Genomic DNA, 16453 nt, shown 5'->3' on the forward strand with positions numbered 1-16453 from the left:
TTCCCTATTTCAGCAGCCGGCCCTCGATCGACCAACGCGAGGCAAGGAAGTTCAGCACGGCCGCGACGATGACCCCGCCGATCTTTGCCGGCCAAACACCGCCGATGCCGGCGAAGAGTGCGATCGACAGGCTGGACACGCCGAGCGAAATCAACGCCCCAGCCGAGACGAAGCGCAGGAAGGCATCATGCAGCCGAATGGCGTGATTGCGTTCGAACGACCAGAAGCCATTCGCCACGAAAGAGAAGACGACGGCAATCGACCACGAGATGACATTGGCGGATAGCGGCGGGGCGTGCAGCTTGAGCAGCAGGAAAAAACCGGCAAGGTCGATGGCCGTATTTGCCAGTCCGACCAGCGCAAAACGGACGATCTTGCTGCCGGTCGATCGCCGTTGCTGAACGCCATTCATTCCCTGCCGTCCAAGATCTCGACACCGGCTCGGGCCAGGCTCGCGCCGAACGCATCCGAAGCCAGAACGCCGAATTCCACTTCGCGCACGCCTTGCATCGGGTCACGCGCGCAGAGCGTTTGGTCCACATGGCCGGGGTGGCACATGAACAGCCCACGGTCCGACAGCGCCTCGACGGCAGCCTCCAGCAGGGGGGCGAACTTTTCGGGTTGCCGCCAGTCATAGATGCCGGCGAGCGGCTTCAAAACGGCAAAGCCGGCGCGCTGCATCGATTGGTTGAAGCCGGCGGCCAGGGCAGCGATTGCCGCGATTTTCGGTGCGGCGGCGGCATCGCTCAGCGCCGGAGCGCCGCGCAGCACCGGCCTGCCGGCAGTGTCGGGAAAACGTGTCCGCAGCCAGCCGCGCACGACAGGCAGGAAATGCACGTGCTGATGACCGTCGACGAAGTCGGGCTTGCGGCCCAGCGCCTCGACGAAACGGCTATATTGCGCGTCGAGTTCGGCATGGACGTCGCGCTCGTCGATCCGCCCGCGCAGGATCGGCAGGGCCAGCGAACGAAGCGGCGGCAACCGGCCCTCGGGCGCCAGGCTCGATTTGCCTGTGACCGCTGGCTGGTCCGTAAGGGTCAGGTGCAGCCCGATCGCCGCGCGGCCGCGCAGCGGCTTTATGCGCGCTGCCGCCTCGGCCCATTCCGGAAAACCGGTCATGCAGCTGGTGCCGGTCAGGCGTCCGCGGTCGAGCAGGTCGAGAATGCCGGCGCAAACCCCTGGTGCCAGCCCGTAGTCATCGGCGATCAGGCGAATGCGCCGCGTCATCCGCGGGACGCGCCCGGCGGCTTGTCGGGAGCGGTCTCGCTGAGCACCACATCGCGCACCAGATAGACCGGCCGGTCCTTGCTCTCCGACAGCGTGACCCAGACATATTCGCCGATCAGGCCGAGCAAGGTGAGGTTGAGACCGCCGAGCAGCACGACGGCGACCATCAAGCTGGGGTAACCAGGCACGGCAACGCCGTAGAACATCACCTCGAAGAACACTTTGGCGCCGTAAACGACGCCCGCCAGCGCCGCCAGCATCCCGCTCAAGCTGATGATGCGCAGCGGAATGACGGAAAACGATGTAAACCCTTCCAGCGAAAAGGCGATCAGGTTGAGCCGGCTCCATTTCGACGTGCCGATGGCGCGGTTTTCCGGCGAATAGGGTATGGCTTTCTGACGGAAACCGGCCCAGGCGAACAGGCCCTTGTTGAAGCGCCGCTTGTCGCGCAGGCTGGTCAGCGCGCGCACCACGGGACCGCGCATGACGCGGAAATCACCGGCGTTCTCCGGAATGTCGAAACGCTGGCTGCTGTTGATCAGGCTGTAGAAAAGTCGCGCCAGCTGGCTGCGCCGCCAGCTCGCCTCGCGGCGGTCGTTCTGCGCGTACACGACGTCGATATCGGGGCTTTCCACCAGCTCGGCGATCATCTTCAAGCTGATATCCATGGAATGCTGCAGATCCGAATCCATGATCAGCACCATGTCGCCCCGCGACTGGTCGAGGCCGGCGAGCACCGCGACCTCCTTGCCGAAATTGCGGCTGAGGCGAACGATCTCCCACGATCCCGACAGGGCTTGCGAAAATCGCCTGGCGCCATCGTCGAGGCTGCCGTCGTCGACCAGGATCTTGTGGACGGCCATGCCGAAACGGCTTGATACCGCTTCCTCGAGCCTGTCGAGCAGGGCGGCAAAGGCCGGCGCCGATTGCGCCTCGTTGAAGAAGGGCGCCACGATGTCGAGTTTTTGACGCGGATCAGCCATGTGCAACGGGCCCGACGCTCACGATCTTTTCGCGCGCCTTGGCCCAGAACCACCAGATCAGCGAACAGGCGATGAGGGTGACCGCGATCGGCCGGAACCAAGGGTAGAAGAAATCATGCATGTGGCGCTCGACGCTGGTCAAACCTGTGAGGAACAATACCGTCGACAGCACCGAGGCCAGGACGCCGCCACGCTCCTCCCGCCACAGTGTGGCGATAGCGAGGCCGGCGGGCACGGCGATCATGGCATAGGTATTTGGCTCGACACGCGGATTGAAGACGCACATGTAGAAGGCAGCCGCCAGGAAGATCGCCAGTCCGGCTATTCCAGGCTGGAGCTTGCGGTCGAACCAGAGGACGGTCGACAGCGTAAGCAATGCCACGACGATGCGCACGATCGTGGCGGCGAACTCAGGCATGGGCAGCCCGGCCGAGGTGAAAGGCGCCGTGAAGTCGGTAGGGACAAAGTGGCCGGACTTGTCGACGGCCATGGAGGTCAACATGCGGGCGAAATCACCGTACTGCTGGTTGAGGTAGCCGGCAGGCGCGAACGCGTACGGTATGGCCAGTACCAACAGCACTGCCAGCACGAGCACGGGTATCAGCCGCAGGCGCAGGGCTCCCACCAGCAAAAGCATGATGATCGCGGTCGGTTTGGCGATGATGGCGACCGAAGCCCAGAAGAAGGTTTCGGCGCGCCGCCCTTCGAGCGCCGACAGGGTCAGAAGCCAGCAGGCCGCGGTCAAAAGGATCGTCGCCTGGCCGTTGCGGATCGCACCCAGTGCCATCGGCAGGGCAAGGAAGAGGCCGAAGGAAAGCAGCCATGGCAATTCCTCACCGCCGATTTTGCGCACTTGCCGCATCGCCGCGAAGGTGAGCGCTGCGAAGCCCACCACATGCCACACCACGCCGCCCAGATAGGGTCCGAGCTTCAGCACCGGCAGGTAAAGCGCGGCGAAGGCTGGCGCATACAGGTACCCCATCTCGGATTGAAGATTGTACAGCGGCCGCCCGGTCAGGAATGCTTCGCTGCCATATCCATAGGCTTGCGTCACCGTGCGCGTGCCGGGCGACCATAGCACCAGGCCGAGAACGATCAGGAATGCCCCGATCCACATGCCCAGCCCCAAACGATCGAAAACCGGCTTGGAAATCGTCATCAATTCACCCCGCACGCCATTGGGGAAGACGCCTCAGCCTTGGCGCCGTCCCGGCATTCGATGGCGGCGACATATCACGGACAAAGCGACGAGGCATAGGGGCCGAAAGACGCGGCGATCAATTTCGGGGATCGTCAAGGATGGTCGACCGAACTGGAAAAAGCGTCCAGAAAGCCTGCGATCGCCCTTCCGGCGCCGCATAAGACGGCATCAGGGCCGGATGAACACCTTGCCGTTGGGCTTGGCCAGTTCCGCTGGCATTCGCGCCATTGCCTCGGCCAGCGGAATGACCGCCGTCACGTCGGTCGACCAGCGTCCGTCGGAAAAACGCTTCTGTGCCTCGAGGACCGCCGGACCTCGCCGATCCCTGGATTGCCGCATCCACTCGCTCAGCCAGAAGCCTTCGATGTGCTTGTGCTGGAAGATCAACTGGCCGGGCTCGCGGATGATCGTTGCCTCGGGATCGAGCCGGCCGTAGATGATCCAGCGCGCCCCTTTTGGCATCGCGTTGAAGATGGCTGACGCCAGCGGCCCGGTGACGGCATCGAGGAAGATGCGCGGCTGTTCGGCCTTCATCACCTCGCGCAGCGTGGCCTCGAAATCCGGCGCCTTCTCGTTGAGGACATGCGCCGCGCCAAGCTCTTTCAGCAACGCGATCTGCTCGTCACGGCGCACCGTGACAACAGGCCGAAACCCTTCCTCCCTCGCCAGCCCGATGATCAGCTTGCACAGCTGGCTCGCACCGGCGGTCATGACGAAGGCCTTTTCGCCTTCCTGTTTGACGATGTCGAACATGGCGATCGCGGTCAGCGGATTGACGATCATCGCGGCGCCATCCTCGTCTCGAACCGTATCGAGAAGCGGTATGCAGGCCGCCGCCTCGGCGACGGCATATTCAGCCCACGACCCCCAATTGCTCAGACCGGTGGCGAAAGCGACGCGCTTGCCGACAAGGCTCTTGGGATGGGGCGCCTCGCCGATCGCGACGACCGTGCCGACACCCTCGAAGCCGGCCGGACGGCCCTTGGCGCGCGGCTGGCCGTACTGGCCCTTGATGAAGGCGACATCCGATGGATTGATCGAAGCGAGGCTGACCTTGATCAGCACTTGACCCGGTCCCGGCGCAGGCACGGCGATGCTGCCCAGCTCGAGATACGGCTCCATCGCCTCGAGCGCACTGCCGCTCGGCGTCCTCGTATAGCCGTCACCGACCAAGAGCAGCGCCTTCATTTCGGAGGGGATCGTCATTGACGGTATTCCTTGTTTGTCAGCGGCAACGCTGCCGGGCAGCGCTCAGGTCTTTTCATGCGTGTATTTCTTCAGCTCCATGCGTGCCACCTGCCGCCGATGCACTGCATCGGGCCCGTCGGCGAGGCGCAGCGTCCTGAGATGCGTCCACGAGCGTGCGAGAGGCGTATCCTGGCTGATGCCTTGCGCACCGAACATCTGCACCGCCTCGTCGGTGACCTTGAGCGCCACACGCGGCGCGATGACCTTGATCTGGCTGATCCAGGGGGCCGCGGCCCGCGCGTCGCCCTGATCGATCATCCATGCCGCCTTGAGGCAGAGCAGCCGGGCCATCTCGATCTCCATGCGGCATTCGGCGATGATGTCGAGATTGGCGCCGAGTTTCGCCAGCTTCTGGCCGAAGGCCTCGCGGCGTAGGGAACGCTGGCACAGCATCTCCAGCGCCATCTCGGCCTGGCCGATGGCGCGCATGCAGTGATGGATGCGGCCGGGGCCGAGCCGGCCTTGCGCGATTTCGAAGCCCCTGCCCTCGCCGAGGATCAGGTTCGACGTCGATATCCGCACATTGTCGAAGCGAAGATGCATGTGGCCATGCGGCGCGTCATCGTCGCCATAGACCTGCATCGCCCGGACCTTGGTCACACCCTTCGCGCCCGAGGGAACCAGGATCATCGAATGGCGGCGGTGCTGTGGCTCTTCATCGCCGGCGGTCCGCACCATGACGATGTAAATGGCGCAGCGCGGGTCACCGGCACCCGACGCCCACCATTTCTCGCCGTTGAGCAGATAGTCGCCGCCCTGTCGCTCGCAGCGCATGGAAATGTTGGTGGCGTCGGAGGAGGCGACGTCCGGCTCCGTCATGAGATAGGCCGAGCGGATCTTTCCGTCCAGCAGCGGCTCGAGCCATTCCCGCTTGTGCTCGGCCGAGCCGTAGCGCTCCAGAACCTCCATGTTGCCGGTGTCGGGTGCCGAGCAGTTGAAGGTTTCGGCGCCCAGATGCGCCTTGCCCATCTCCTCGGCCAAATAGGCGTATTCGACGGTGGACAGGCCGTAGCCGCGCTCCGAGCCGGTCAGCCAGAAGTTCCACAGGCCGCGCTCCCGTGCGGTCTTCTTCAGCCCCTCAAGGATCTCCCCCTGGCGCTTGCTGTAGACCCAACGGTCGCCGGCCTTGCCGACCTCGCTCAGGAATTCCTTGTCGAGCGGCATGATCTCGTCGCGCACCATGGCCGCGACGCGGGCGTGGATCGGCTTCAACCGTTCGGTCATGCCGAGATTCATCTCCGTCATCGGTCGCTAACCCTTCATGCAGGCCGGGCATTTTGTCAGTGGCAAGGATGACCGTACTTCGGATAGCCTTGTCAACGCGAACTGTTTGCCCGCAGGCCGTGCGGAGGATTGTCATGAGTTATCTGGACGAGCTGTTTTCGGTCACCGGCAAGACCGCGCTGGTGACGGGAGCCGCGACCGGCATCGGCCGCATGGCGGCGACCGCGCTGATCAAGGCCGGCGCCAGCGTAATGATCGCCTCGCGCAAGGGCGAGGACTGCATCAAGGTGGCCAGTGAGTTGAACGGGCTTGGCGCTTCGGGCCAAGCGGAAGGCTTTGCCGGCGACGTCTCCAGCGAGGCCGGCATTGCCGCCTTGGTCGGCGAAGTCAAGGCGCGCACCGGCAAACTCGATATCCTCATCAACAATGCCGGCGTGTCCTGGGGTGCGCCGCTGGAGAGCTTCCCTTATTCGGCATGGGCCAAGGTGTTCGGCGTCAATGTCACCGCGGTTTTCCATCTGACACGCGAATTGCTGCCGCTGCTCGATGCCGCCGCCAGCGACGAAGATCCTGCCCGCGTGATCAATCTGGGCTCGGTGATGGGCACGCAGCCGCTGGCCGACGACGCCTATTCCTACACCGCCTCCAAGGCCGCGGTGCACCATTTGACACGCACGCTGGCGCTCGAATTCGCAGGCCGCCGCATCACCGTCAACGCCTTTGCCCCCGGTCCCTTCCAGAGCCGCATGACCGCTTTCGCCACCGGCACGGACGAACAAGCCAGGCATGTCGGCGGCCATGTGCCGATCGGCCGTATCGGCACACCGGATGACATTGCCGGCGCAACGCTCTATTTGTGCAGCCGTGCAGGCAGCTATGTCACCGGCGCCATCTTGCCGATCGACGGCGGACAGTCGGTGCAGCATGGGTTGACCTTGTTCAAGGAATGACATTTGCCGGCCGCAGAAGCCGGAGGTGAACTGGAGGACATGAGCGTGGAACCAATCAGTCTCGATGTGCTTCTGGCCAGTGTCGGCAAGGAGGTCGGCGTTTCGCCCTGGCGGGTGGTTACGCAACGCATGATCGACCAGTTCGCCGACGCCACCGACGACCACCAGTTCATCCACTGCGATCCGGAGCGGGCCAAGCGCGAAACGCCGTTCGGCGGCACCATCGCGCATGGCTTCCTATCGCTGTCGCTGCTGTCGGCGATGACGTTCGAAACCATGCCGCCGCTGGAAAACGGCAAGATGGGCGTCAATCACGGTTTCGATTCGCTGCGCTTCCTCGCCCCGGTGAAGACCGGCGCGCGCATCCGCACCCGTTTCGTGCTGGCCGACGTCAAGGTCAGGCCGTCGGGCTGGGTGCAGACGGCGCACGACGTGACCATCGAGATCGAAGGCTCCAAAAAGCCGGCGCTCACCGCCCGTTGGCTGACGCTGACCTTGCTTGAACGCCAGCCCGAGACAGCATGAGCGACGCCAACGCGCTCGACCAGGCGACGCTCGCGCCTTACCTCGACGCGCATATCCCGGGTTTTTCCGGACTCGCGGCCATCGAAAAATTCAAATCCGGCCAATCCAACCCGACCTATCTCCTGACGGCGGCAAGCGGCCGTTACGTGCTGCGCGCCAAACCGCCAGGCCACCTCCTGAAATCGGCTCACCAGGTAGACCGCGAATTCCGTGTGATGAAGGCGCTTTCCGGCACCGCCGTACCAGTGCCCGAAATGCTGCACCTGTCGACCGAGGATTCGCCCATCGGCCGCATGTTCTACGTCATGGATTTCCTCGACGGCCGCATCTTCTGGGATCCGGCACTGCCGGAGGCGCACGGCAACGAGGAACGCGCCGCGATCTACGACGCGATGAACGCCACGCTCGCCGCCCTGCACGATGTCGATGTCGAGGCCGTGGGTCTTGGCGATTTCGGACGCCCCGGCAATTACTTCGAGCGGCAGCTGGCACGCTGGACCAGCCAGTACCGTGCTTCCGAAACCGGTATCATTGCCGACATGGACCGGCTGATCGCCTGGCTGGAAACCCACCTGCCGGTCGATGACGGCCTGATATCGCTGGTGCATGGCGACTATCGGCTGGACAATCTGATCTTTGCGCCGGACCAGCCGAGGGTACTGGCGGTGCTCGATTGGGAATTGTCGACATCGGGCCACCCCTTCGCCGACATCGCCTATCAATGCATGCAATGGCGCCTGCCGCATGCCTCCGGCTTTCGCGGCCTTGGCGGCATCGATCGCCCGGCCCTCGGCCTGCCCTTGGAAGAAGACTATGTCGCTGCCTATTGCCGGCGGCGCGGCCTCGCCGGCATCGGCAACTGGACGTTCTTCCTCGCCTTCTCCTTCTTCCGCCTGGCGGCAATCTGCCAGGGTGTCTACAAGCGGGCGCTGGACGGCAATGCTTCCAATCCGGAAAAAGCCAGGACCTATGGCGAGGCGGTGAAGCTGCTGTCGCACCTCGCCGCCGAGCTGATCGACAAGGAAGACTAAGCAATGGGCCGCTTTGATGGAACCACGGTGCTGATCACGGGCGCGGCCGGCGGCCTCGGCCGTGGCGCCGCCAAGGGCTTTGCCGCCGAAGGCGCCCGGCTGGTTCTCTCGGACCTGGATGAAACGGCCCTGATGAGTTTCGCCGAGACGCTCGATACCGGGACCGCGATGCTGGCAGGCAACATTGCCGAGGAGGCACTGTCGGAAGCGCTGGTGGCGCTGGCGTTGGAAAAATTTGGCCGCCTGGATGTCGCCGTCAACAATGCCGGCATCGTTCAGAGTTTCGTGCGCCTGCCGCAGGTTCCATCGGACGAAGCCCGCCGGGTGCTCGAGATCGACCTGCTCGGCGTCTTCTACGCCATGAAGCACCAGATCCCGCAAATGGAGCGGCAGTTCAAGGCGACCGGCAAGGGCGGCGCCATCGTCAACATTGCCTCGGCCGCCGGCCTTTCGGGCGCGCCGAAGCTTTCGGTCTATGCAGCCGCCAAGCATGGCGTGATCGGCCTGACCCGGTCGGCGGCGGTCGAATATGCCAGCAAGGGTCTGCGCATCAATGCCATCTGCCCCGCCCACACCAGAACGGGCATGATAGACGGTTTCGTGAGCGTCTCCGGCATTCCGGAGGCAGAGGCGTTGGCCGAGCTGACCCGTGGCATACCGATGAAGCGCGTGGCGGAAGTCGACGAGATCACCACGGCCATCCTGTTTGCCGCCGACCCAGCCAATTCCTTCATGACCGGCCATGCGCTGGCCATCGATGGCGGTGTCGGCGCGATCTGACGCCTGCCGCGTGGGAACCCGCGGCGCCCTTGTCCGTTTCCGTACAGCGTATATAATTTAGCCAGGCACCAACCAGACAAGGGCAACGGACTTGCCGCTGAGCGTCCAGAAACGCCGCGAGAAACAAAAGGCCGAACTGCGCTCGGAGCTTGTCGCGGCCGCGCACAAGCTCGTCCAGGAAGAAGGCTATGAAGGCTTGACCATCCGCAAGCTGGCCAAGCGGGTCGGCTATGCGCCGATGTCGGTCTATTCCTACTTCGCCGACAAGCAGGACATCCTGTTCGCCCTGGCCGAGGACGCGTTCGAAACGCTCGCCCGACGCATTGAGGAGCACCCGTCCGACGATCCGATCGAGGCCTTGCAGGCGGTCATGACCGAATATGCCGCCTTCGGGCTCGGCAACCCCAACGAATACCGCACCGTCTTCATGACCGAAAAGACCAAGCTGCCGGAAGGCAGGAGCTACGAGGACATGGAGGAAAGCAACCCCGCAATGAAGGCGCTGATCAGCAGGGTCGAGGCCTGTGTCGCCGCCGGCAAATTGCATGGCGATCCACGCGCCATCGCCACCATACTGTGGGCCGTCGGCCATGGCACGATCTCGCTTTTGATCACCTTCCCCTTCTACCCGTTCGGCGACCCGCAGGCTTTCGTGAAGCGAATGTGCGACTTCACCCTTGCCACGCTCAGCACGCAATATGTGCCGCCATTGACCGAGACACCGGTCAACTGCTGAGCGCTATATCCTTTGTTCTCCCAGATTCCGCACCGCCCCTCCAAGCCTGCCGCGGCGACTTTCTTGGTTAACAAAAAACTACCGTACGCGTACGATTTTCTCTTGAACTTCGCGATCGACGGACGTATTTGTACGGAATAACGTACATGTACGAAAAAAATTCACCCGCCGAAACCGGAGACAGGCCATGAAAAAGACACTCCTCACCCTCGCCGCCGTGCTGGCACTTTCGGGCTCGGCCTTTGCCGCCAACGCCACCCACGCGGTCAAGCACGTTCCCGCCGCGACCTGCGTCGACACCAAGACCAATATGAAGCTCGATTGCGCTTCGACCGGCTCAGTCGACAAGAAGGCCTCCACGGAAGCCACGACCGACGGGAAGGGTCCCCGGCTCGGCATCACGGTGAACCCGTGGATCATGCCGAGCGCCTACTGAGATTTTCGAAAGTCGGTTCTGGCCGGCTCAGCCGGCCGGATGGTGATTTCAGCCGATCGAGACCGGCAGTTTGGTCGCTGAACTTTCGAAGGCGGCGTCGATCAGCCTTTGCATGTCGGCGGCCCGCCGGAACGACGGATCGCCGTTCTGTCCCGTGTCCAGCGCATCGACAAAGCGCCGGGCGTTGTGCTTGACGCCAGGTGGCGTCAGCGTCCGCCAACGGTGCTGATCGACGTCGTCACCCAGGCAAGCGGACAGTTTCGAAACCTTGCCGTCGGTCTCGACCTTGATCGCGCCCTTGGTACCGTGCAGGGCCAGCGACAAATCATTGCCGTGGCCTGTCGTGTAGCGGCTGGCCATGATCGTGGCCAGCGCGCCTGAACCGAGCCGCGCCGTTATCGCCAAGCTGTCATTGACGTCGAGCACATAGTCGCCGATGCGATCGCCTTCCGCCTTCGGAAAGGTCACAAGATCGGCATGCAGGCTGACGATATCCTCGGCCGCCCCATAGGTCGCGAAGTCGAGGATATGGATGCCGACGTCGCCCAGAACGCCTGTCGAACCGTGCCGGCCCGACAGGCGCCACAGCCATTTGTCGTCGACCCGCCAATCGCCCCAGAACTTGCTGACCAGCCAGCTTTGCCGGTAGCTCGCCTCGACATGGCGCAACTCGCCGATCTCGCCGGCCTGCACCATGCGCCGCGCCTCCTGGATCACCGGAGTGTTGCGATAGGTCAGGTTGACCATGTTGACGAGCCCGGCCGCCTCGGCGGCATCGCTCATCGCAAGCGCATCGGCGTGGTTCGGCGCCAGCGGCTTTTCACAGAACACATGTTTCCCGGCGGCCAGCAGGGCCAGCGTAGTCGCCTTGTGAACCTGGTCGGGCGTGGCGTTGATGGCGGCATCGAACTCGCCCCAAGCGATCGCCGCATCGAGGCTTTCAAAGAAATTGCCTATTTTGTTGGCGGCTGCGAACGCCGCCGCGCGGCCCGGCAGGTGGTCCACGCAAGCGACGATGGCGCAGCCCGGGACCTGCCCGAACTCCTCGATATGATGCGCCGCGATCCAACCGGTGCCGAGCAAGAGCAGGCGGTGCATCAGCTCAGCCCCTTGTCACCGTCCGCATGCAGGCGCAGGCCTTTCTGGACGATCTTCTCCTTGGCCTTGTCCGTCGGCACGTTTGGCGCATTGGTGATGCCGGACCAGGCCGGGGCCGGGTTATGCGCCCAATGCACGGCGTTGCGCAGCACCTGCTGAACGCCTTTATTGTGATAGATCGGATAGATCTCATGGCCCGGCGAGAAGTAGAAGATTTTTCCCGCCCCGCGCTGATAGGTCAGCCCCGATCGGAACACCTCGCCGCCTTCGTACCAGGAGATAAATACCGTCTCCAGCGGCTCCGGCACGGCGAACGGCTCACCATACATTTCCGTCTCGCCGATCTCCAGGCATTCGCCGATGCCTTGCGCGATCGGGTGGCCGCGGTTGATCGCCCAGACACGCTCGCGCTCGCCCGCCTCACGCCATTTCAGCGAACAGGGCGTGCCCATCAGCCGCTTGAAGATCTTCGAGTAGTGGCCGGAATGGAGCACGATCAACCCCATGCCTTCCCAGACCCGCTTCTGCACGCGCTCGACGATCTCGTCCTTGACCTCGCCGTGGGCGGCATGGCCCCACCATAAAAGCACGTCGGTGGCGGCTAGGCGCGTCTCGCTCAGGCCATGCTCGGGTTCCTGCAAGGTGGCGGTGGTCGCTTCGACGCCCTTGTCCTGGTTGAGTGCGGCGGCAATGGTGCCATGCATACCCAGCGGATAGAGGTCGCGCACGGCGGCATTGGTCTGTTCATGGACGTTTTCACCCCAGACAACGGCTCTAACAGGCATTTTTCCTCTCCAAAGCGCTTTGAATATCGCATCCACGGAGGTCTTGGGAAGAGGCCGTCCGCCAAAAATTCTGAAATCAGGGTTTGCGGGTCTTGCGGCCGGGGACGGTCTTGGCCTTGCCGGGTTTCGCCGGTGCTCCAGGAATGGACGACCCGGTAATCGACACGGGATCGCTGGCCGGGAACGTGTCCTCGAGGCCTTCCTCAAGTTCCTCTTCGGCGTCGGCCTCGTAATGCCGCTCATGTTCGAGCGAACGGACCGCCGCGGTTTTCGGCGATTTCGGCGCGGACTTCGACGGCATCGGCATCTCTCCCTCGACTGTCGCCGCTCAACGGACGCGGGCGGCAAACGTTCCGGGGTCAGCCGGCGGCGTCGCGGGCTCCCTCGGACAGGAAAGTAAAGACATAGTCCGAGAAGGAACGCCAGCACTCGACCCGGAAGGCCTCGTCGGCCGTGCGCAGCAGCACGATCTCGGCCTTGCCGAGAATGGTGCGCGAAGCGGCGCCCACCGGGAAGGCGTCGAGCGACAGGTCCTGCGGGCAGCCCGAATTGATCGCGGCTTCCGCCGCCGGACCGGCGACTAAAATCGCGATGTTGCGATGCGAGATACCGACCGACGAATGCAAGGCGGAAACTCCTGCGCAATCGGCGAGTGGGTCCTTGCCGGCCTCGTCGATGACAAGCCACTCGTCCGGGCCAAGCCACAACGCCGTACGCCCGCCCTTCGACGCCGAGGTTTTCGGCTTCTTCGGCAAGGTCAGGCCGAGCGCCTTCGACAAAGCGGCGACTGAAGCCTCCGGGGCGCGCAGCGAGATACGCTCGGCCGGCGGCAGCACTTCGACCTTGACACTCGTTGCGGAGACAGTGCGCCCGGCCAATGCCGGACGCCGCTCTGCTGATGATGAAGCCATCGTGGCCGTCTTTGCAGCAGCCTTAGCCATTGAGGCGCCCTCCCGTCTCGTCGAAGAACACCATGCCGGTAACCTCCACTTCGATGACCCCGTTCGGCATCGGTACATAGAGCGTGTCGCCCATCCGGTCACGGCCGCCGGCCACCAGCCCCAGCGCGATGGAACGGCCGCAATTTTGCGACCAATAGCTCGAGGTGACATGGCCGATCATCTTCATCGGGATCGTCTGCTTGGGATCCTCAACGATCTGCGCGCCTTCTTCCAGCACCACCTTGGGGTCCTTGGTCTTCAGGCCGACCAGTTGCTTGCGGCCCTTGGCGACGAGATCAGGCCGCGTCAGGCCGCGAATGCCGACGAAATCGGCCTTCTTCTTGCCGACCGCCCAGTCGAGGCCGGCATCGTTTGGCGTCACCGTACCGTCCGTATCCTGGCCTACGATGATGTAGCCCTTCTCTGCGCGCAGCACGTGCATCGCCTCGGTGCCGTAAGCGGTGGCGCCATGCTTCTGGCCCTCGGCCCACAACGCTTCCCAGACCGCCTGGCCATGGTCGGCCGGCACATTGACCTCGAAACCGCGCTCGCCGGTGAACGACATGCGGAACAGCCTCGTCGGCACGCCGCAGATCTTGCCCTCGCGCACCGACATGTGCGGCAGCGCCTCATCGGACATGTCGATGCCTTCGACCAGCGGCGCAATGATCTCGCGCGACTTCGGCCCCTGGACGGCAATGACCGCCCACTGCTCGGTGATCGAGGTCAGCCAGACATTAAGATGCGGGAACTCGGTCTGGAGGTAATCCTCCATGTGGTTCATGACGCGCGGCGCGCCGCCCGTCGTCGTCGTTACATGGAAGCGGTCCGGCGCCAGCCTGCCGACGACGCCGTCATCATAGATGAAGCCGTCCTCGCGCAGCATGATGCCATAGCGGCAGCGGCCCGGCTCCAGCTTCTCCCACGGATTGGTGTAGAGCAGTTCCATGAACTTCGCCGCGTCGGGGCCGACCACTTCGATCTTGCCCAGCGTCGACGCATCGAACAGGCCGGCCTGGTTGCGGACGGCGACGCATTCGCGGTCGACCGCCGCATGCATGTCCTCGCCTGCCTTGGGGAAGTACCAGGCGCGCTTCCACTGGCCGACATCCTCGAACACCGCGCTTTGCGCCTCGGCCCAGGGATGGATCGCGGTTCTGCGTGTCGGGTCGAACAGCGGCCCACGCGCGTGGCTGACGATCGCGCCGAAGGTGACAGGCGTGTAGGGCGCGCGGAACGTGGTCAGGCCGACTTCCGGGATCGGCTTGCCCAGCGTTTCGGCGGCAATCGCCAGTCCGTGCATGTTAGAGGTCTTGCCCTGGTCGGTCGCCATGCCGTTGGTGGTGAAGCGCTTGACATGCTCGATCGAGCGCATGCCTTCATGCACCGCCTGGCGGATGTCCTTGGCGGTCACGTCGTTCTGGAAATCGACGAAGGCTTTCACCGTCGTGTCCGGCCCGGCGCCGGGGCCAGCACCCAGCATGCCGCGCGACCAGCTTTCCGAGGCTTCGACCTTCGGCTTGGTGCCCTTGGACGCCTTGCCGCCTGTTTCTTTCGCCGCCTTGGCGCCCGCCGCATAGGCCTCGTCCACGGTCGCCGTCAGGCCGTCGGTGCCGTTGCAGGCGCCGACCGACACGCAGTCCTGCGCGTAGGTGCCAGGCACGAAGCGCTTGGTCTCGTCGTTGAAGGCAACCTTGCCGCGCGATTGCGAGAACAGATGCACCGACGGCGTCCAGCCGGCGGACATCAGGATCGCATCGACGGGAATAGTGCGTTCGCCGCCGCCATTCTTCGGCTGCACCGTCATCGACGACACGCGTAGCTTGCCGCCGGCGCGGATCACTGCACGGCCGAAATTGATCTCGATGCCGAGGGCCCTGGCCTCATCGATCACCGGGCCGGTCGGGTTGTCACGCAAATCGACGATCGCCGCCACGTTGATGCCGGCCTTCTTCAGGTCGATCGCGGCGCCGTAAGCCGAATCGTTGGCGGTGTAGACGCCGACATTCCGGCCAACCGCGACACCATAATGGTTGAGGAAGGTGCGCGCCGCACCCGCCAGCATGATGCCGGGCCTGTCATTGTTGGCAAACACCATGTGACGCTCGATGGCGCCGGAGGCCAGCACCACGCGCTTGGCGCGGACCTGCCAGAGCCGTTCGCGCGGCAGATCGTGGCCGGGGACCTTCAGGTGATCGCTGACGCGCTCGACCAGACCGACGAAATTCTGCGCGTAATAGCCGAACGCCGTGGTGCGCGGCAGCACCCGGACATTGTCCATCGCGCTCAGTCTGGCGATCGCCGCTTGTGCCCAGGCAAAGCCGTCCTGGCCGTCGATCTTCGCACCAGATTCGAAGCGCAGGCTGCCGCCGAACTCGGCCTGCTCGTCGGCCAGGATGACGCGCACGCCGGTCTCCGCCGCGGCAAGTGCCGCCGCGATGCCGGCCGCGCCGCCGCCCAGCACCAGCACGTCGCAATGGGCGTAGCGCGACGAATAATGGTCGGGATCGGGTTTGTCGGGCGAAACACCGAGGCCGGCGGCTTCGCGGATCTTGGGTTCGTAAAGGCTCTTCCAGGCCGCCTTCGGCCACATGAAGGTCTTGTAGTAGAAGCCGGCCGAGAACAGCGGCGAGGCCAGGTCGTTGACCGCGCTGACATCGAAGGACAGCGACGGCCAGCGGTTCTGCGAAGTGGCGGCGAGCCCGTCATAGAGCTCCTGCACGGTGGCGCGCACGTTCGGCGTCTTGCGCGCGTCGTCGCGCACGATCTGCACCAGCGCGTTCGGCTCCTCCGCGCCGGCCGACAGGATGCCGCGCGGGCGGTGGTACTTGAACGATCGGCCGACCAGATGCACGCCATTGGCGAGCAGCGCCGAGGCCAGAGTGTCCCCCTCGATGCCCTCATAGGACTGGCCGTCGAAGCTGAACCGCGCGGTCTTGGCCTGGCTGAGGCGTCCGGCGCCGGGAATGCGCAACGCGCCGCTCATTTCGCTACTCCGGGCAGCTTGGAGGGTTTCGGTTCGCCGGCCTTGTAGGTCATGACAAACTTGTCGGTCACGGTGTCGCGCACCGCGTTGAAGAACCGCGCGCAGCCATGCATGTGGCGCCAGCGCTCATAGATGATGCCCTTGGGGTTCGAGCGGATGAAGAAGAACTTCTCGAAGTCGTCGTCGCTCTCGCCTGATATGTTGGCCGAGCGTACGATGTGCGCCTCGCCGGCGTTGCGGAATTCGAGTTCCGGGCGCTCTTCCTCGCAATAGGGGCAGCGGATGAGAAGCATTTTGTTCGT

At 64.1% G+C, this 16453-nt stretch carries 18 protein-coding genes; 6 read left to right on the forward strand and 12 right to left on the reverse strand.

Annotated features, from left to right (window positions below; genetic code table 11):
* Positions 1-4 precede the first annotated feature (4 nt).
* From FJ950_RS22695 to FJ950_RS22720, 6 genes are all read right to left on the reverse strand, one after another.
* On the reverse strand, positions 5-412 hold the full coding sequence (locus FJ950_RS22695; protein WP_140618754.1) for a GtrA family protein: 408 nt from the start codon (positions 410-412) through the stop codon (positions 5-7).
* Positions 409-1227: a ChbG/HpnK family deacetylase gene (locus tag FJ950_RS22700; RefSeq protein ID WP_140618756.1), complete on the reverse strand. Its 819-nt coding sequence runs from the start codon at positions 1225-1227 to the stop codon at positions 409-411. Before FJ950_RS22700 ends, FJ950_RS22695 begins: the two co-directional genes overlap by 4 nt.
* Positions 1224-2210, reverse strand: a complete 987-nt coding sequence (locus FJ950_RS22705) for a glycosyltransferase family 2 protein (RefSeq protein WP_140618757.1) — start codon at positions 2208-2210, stop codon at positions 1224-1226. Before FJ950_RS22705 ends, FJ950_RS22700 begins: the two co-directional genes overlap by 4 nt.
* Positions 2203-3369 (reverse strand): glycosyltransferase family 87 protein, encoded by a 1167-nt coding sequence (locus FJ950_RS22710; protein ID WP_140618759.1) that lies wholly within the window; start codon positions 3367-3369, stop codon positions 2203-2205. The genes FJ950_RS22705 and FJ950_RS22710 overlap by 8 nt, the downstream gene beginning before the upstream one ends.
* 210 nt (positions 3370-3579) lie before the next feature.
* On the reverse strand, positions 3580-4617 hold the full coding sequence (locus FJ950_RS22715; protein ID WP_140618761.1) for a zinc-binding dehydrogenase: 1038 nt from the start codon (positions 4615-4617) through the stop codon (positions 3580-3582).
* Positions 4618-4662: 45 nt separating this feature from the next.
* Entirely contained in the window at positions 4663-5904 is a 1242-nt protein-coding gene (locus tag FJ950_RS22720; RefSeq protein ID WP_140618762.1) for an acyl-CoA dehydrogenase family protein, read from the reverse strand.
* A gap of 113 nt (positions 5905-6017) precedes the next feature.
* Between FJ950_RS22720 and FJ950_RS22725 the strand changes: the two genes are divergently transcribed.
* From FJ950_RS22725 to FJ950_RS22750, 6 genes are all read left to right on the forward strand, one after another.
* The gene (locus tag FJ950_RS22725; protein WP_140618764.1) at positions 6018-6833 is read left to right on the forward strand and encodes an SDR family oxidoreductase; all 816 of its coding nucleotides are present in this window, start codon (positions 6018-6020) and stop codon (positions 6831-6833) included.
* 39 nt (positions 6834-6872) lie between these two features.
* Complete coding sequence (locus tag FJ950_RS22730; RefSeq protein ID WP_023770549.1) at positions 6873-7358, forward strand: MaoC family dehydratase; 486 nt, start codon at positions 6873-6875, stop codon at positions 7356-7358.
* The gene (locus FJ950_RS22735; RefSeq protein WP_140618766.1) at positions 7355-8389 is read left to right on the forward strand and encodes a phosphotransferase; all 1035 of its coding nucleotides are present in this window, start codon (positions 7355-7357) and stop codon (positions 8387-8389) included. The genes FJ950_RS22730 and FJ950_RS22735 overlap by 4 nt, the downstream gene beginning before the upstream one ends.
* 3 nt (positions 8390-8392) lie before the next feature.
* On the forward strand, positions 8393-9169 hold the full coding sequence (locus FJ950_RS22740) for an SDR family oxidoreductase (protein WP_140618768.1): 777 nt from the start codon (positions 8393-8395) through the stop codon (positions 9167-9169).
* Between the two features lie 91 nt (positions 9170-9260).
* Positions 9261-9905, forward strand: coding sequence for a TetR/AcrR family transcriptional regulator (locus FJ950_RS22745; protein ID WP_140618770.1), 645 nt, complete (start codon positions 9261-9263; stop codon positions 9903-9905).
* Positions 9906-10092: 187 nt separating this feature from the next.
* Entirely contained in the window at positions 10093-10341 is a 249-nt protein-coding gene (locus tag FJ950_RS22750; RefSeq protein WP_140618772.1) for a DUF680 domain-containing protein, read from the forward strand.
* Between the two features lie 48 nt (positions 10342-10389).
* On the opposite strand, the gene FJ950_RS22755 is transcribed toward FJ950_RS22750, so the two are convergent.
* The 6 genes from FJ950_RS22755 to FJ950_RS22780 all read right to left on the reverse strand — a co-directional run bounded on the left by FJ950_RS22755 (position 10390) and on the right by FJ950_RS22780 (position 16444).
* Positions 10390-11439: a Gfo/Idh/MocA family oxidoreductase gene (locus FJ950_RS22755; protein WP_140618774.1), complete on the reverse strand. Its 1050-nt coding sequence runs from the start codon at positions 11437-11439 to the stop codon at positions 10390-10392.
* On the reverse strand, positions 11439-12224 hold the full coding sequence (locus FJ950_RS22760; protein ID WP_140618776.1) for a ThuA domain-containing protein: 786 nt from the start codon (positions 12222-12224) through the stop codon (positions 11439-11441). Before FJ950_RS22760 ends, FJ950_RS22755 begins: the two co-directional genes overlap by 1 nt.
* Before the next feature lie 76 nt (positions 12225-12300).
* Positions 12301-12525, reverse strand: a complete 225-nt coding sequence (locus FJ950_RS22765) for a hypothetical protein (RefSeq protein ID WP_041163323.1) — start codon at positions 12523-12525, stop codon at positions 12301-12303.
* Positions 12526-12583: 58 nt separating this feature from the next.
* Positions 12584-13165: a sarcosine oxidase subunit gamma gene (locus FJ950_RS22770; protein ID WP_015315783.1), complete on the reverse strand. Its 582-nt coding sequence runs from the start codon at positions 13163-13165 to the stop codon at positions 12584-12586.
* Entirely contained in the window at positions 13158-16151 is a 2994-nt protein-coding gene (locus FJ950_RS22775; RefSeq protein ID WP_140618778.1) for a sarcosine oxidase subunit alpha, read from the reverse strand. Before FJ950_RS22775 ends, FJ950_RS22770 begins: the two co-directional genes overlap by 8 nt.
* Complete coding sequence (locus FJ950_RS22780; protein WP_140618780.1) at positions 16148-16444, reverse strand: sarcosine oxidase subunit delta; 297 nt, start codon at positions 16442-16444, stop codon at positions 16148-16150. The genes FJ950_RS22775 and FJ950_RS22780 overlap by 4 nt, the downstream gene beginning before the upstream one ends.
* Positions 16445-16453: the final 9 nt, after the last annotated feature.

The sequence above is a fragment of the Mesorhizobium sp. B2-3-14 genome (assembly GCF_006442175.1).
Classification (GTDB): domain Bacteria; phylum Pseudomonadota; class Alphaproteobacteria; order Rhizobiales; family Rhizobiaceae; genus Mesorhizobium; species Mesorhizobium australicum.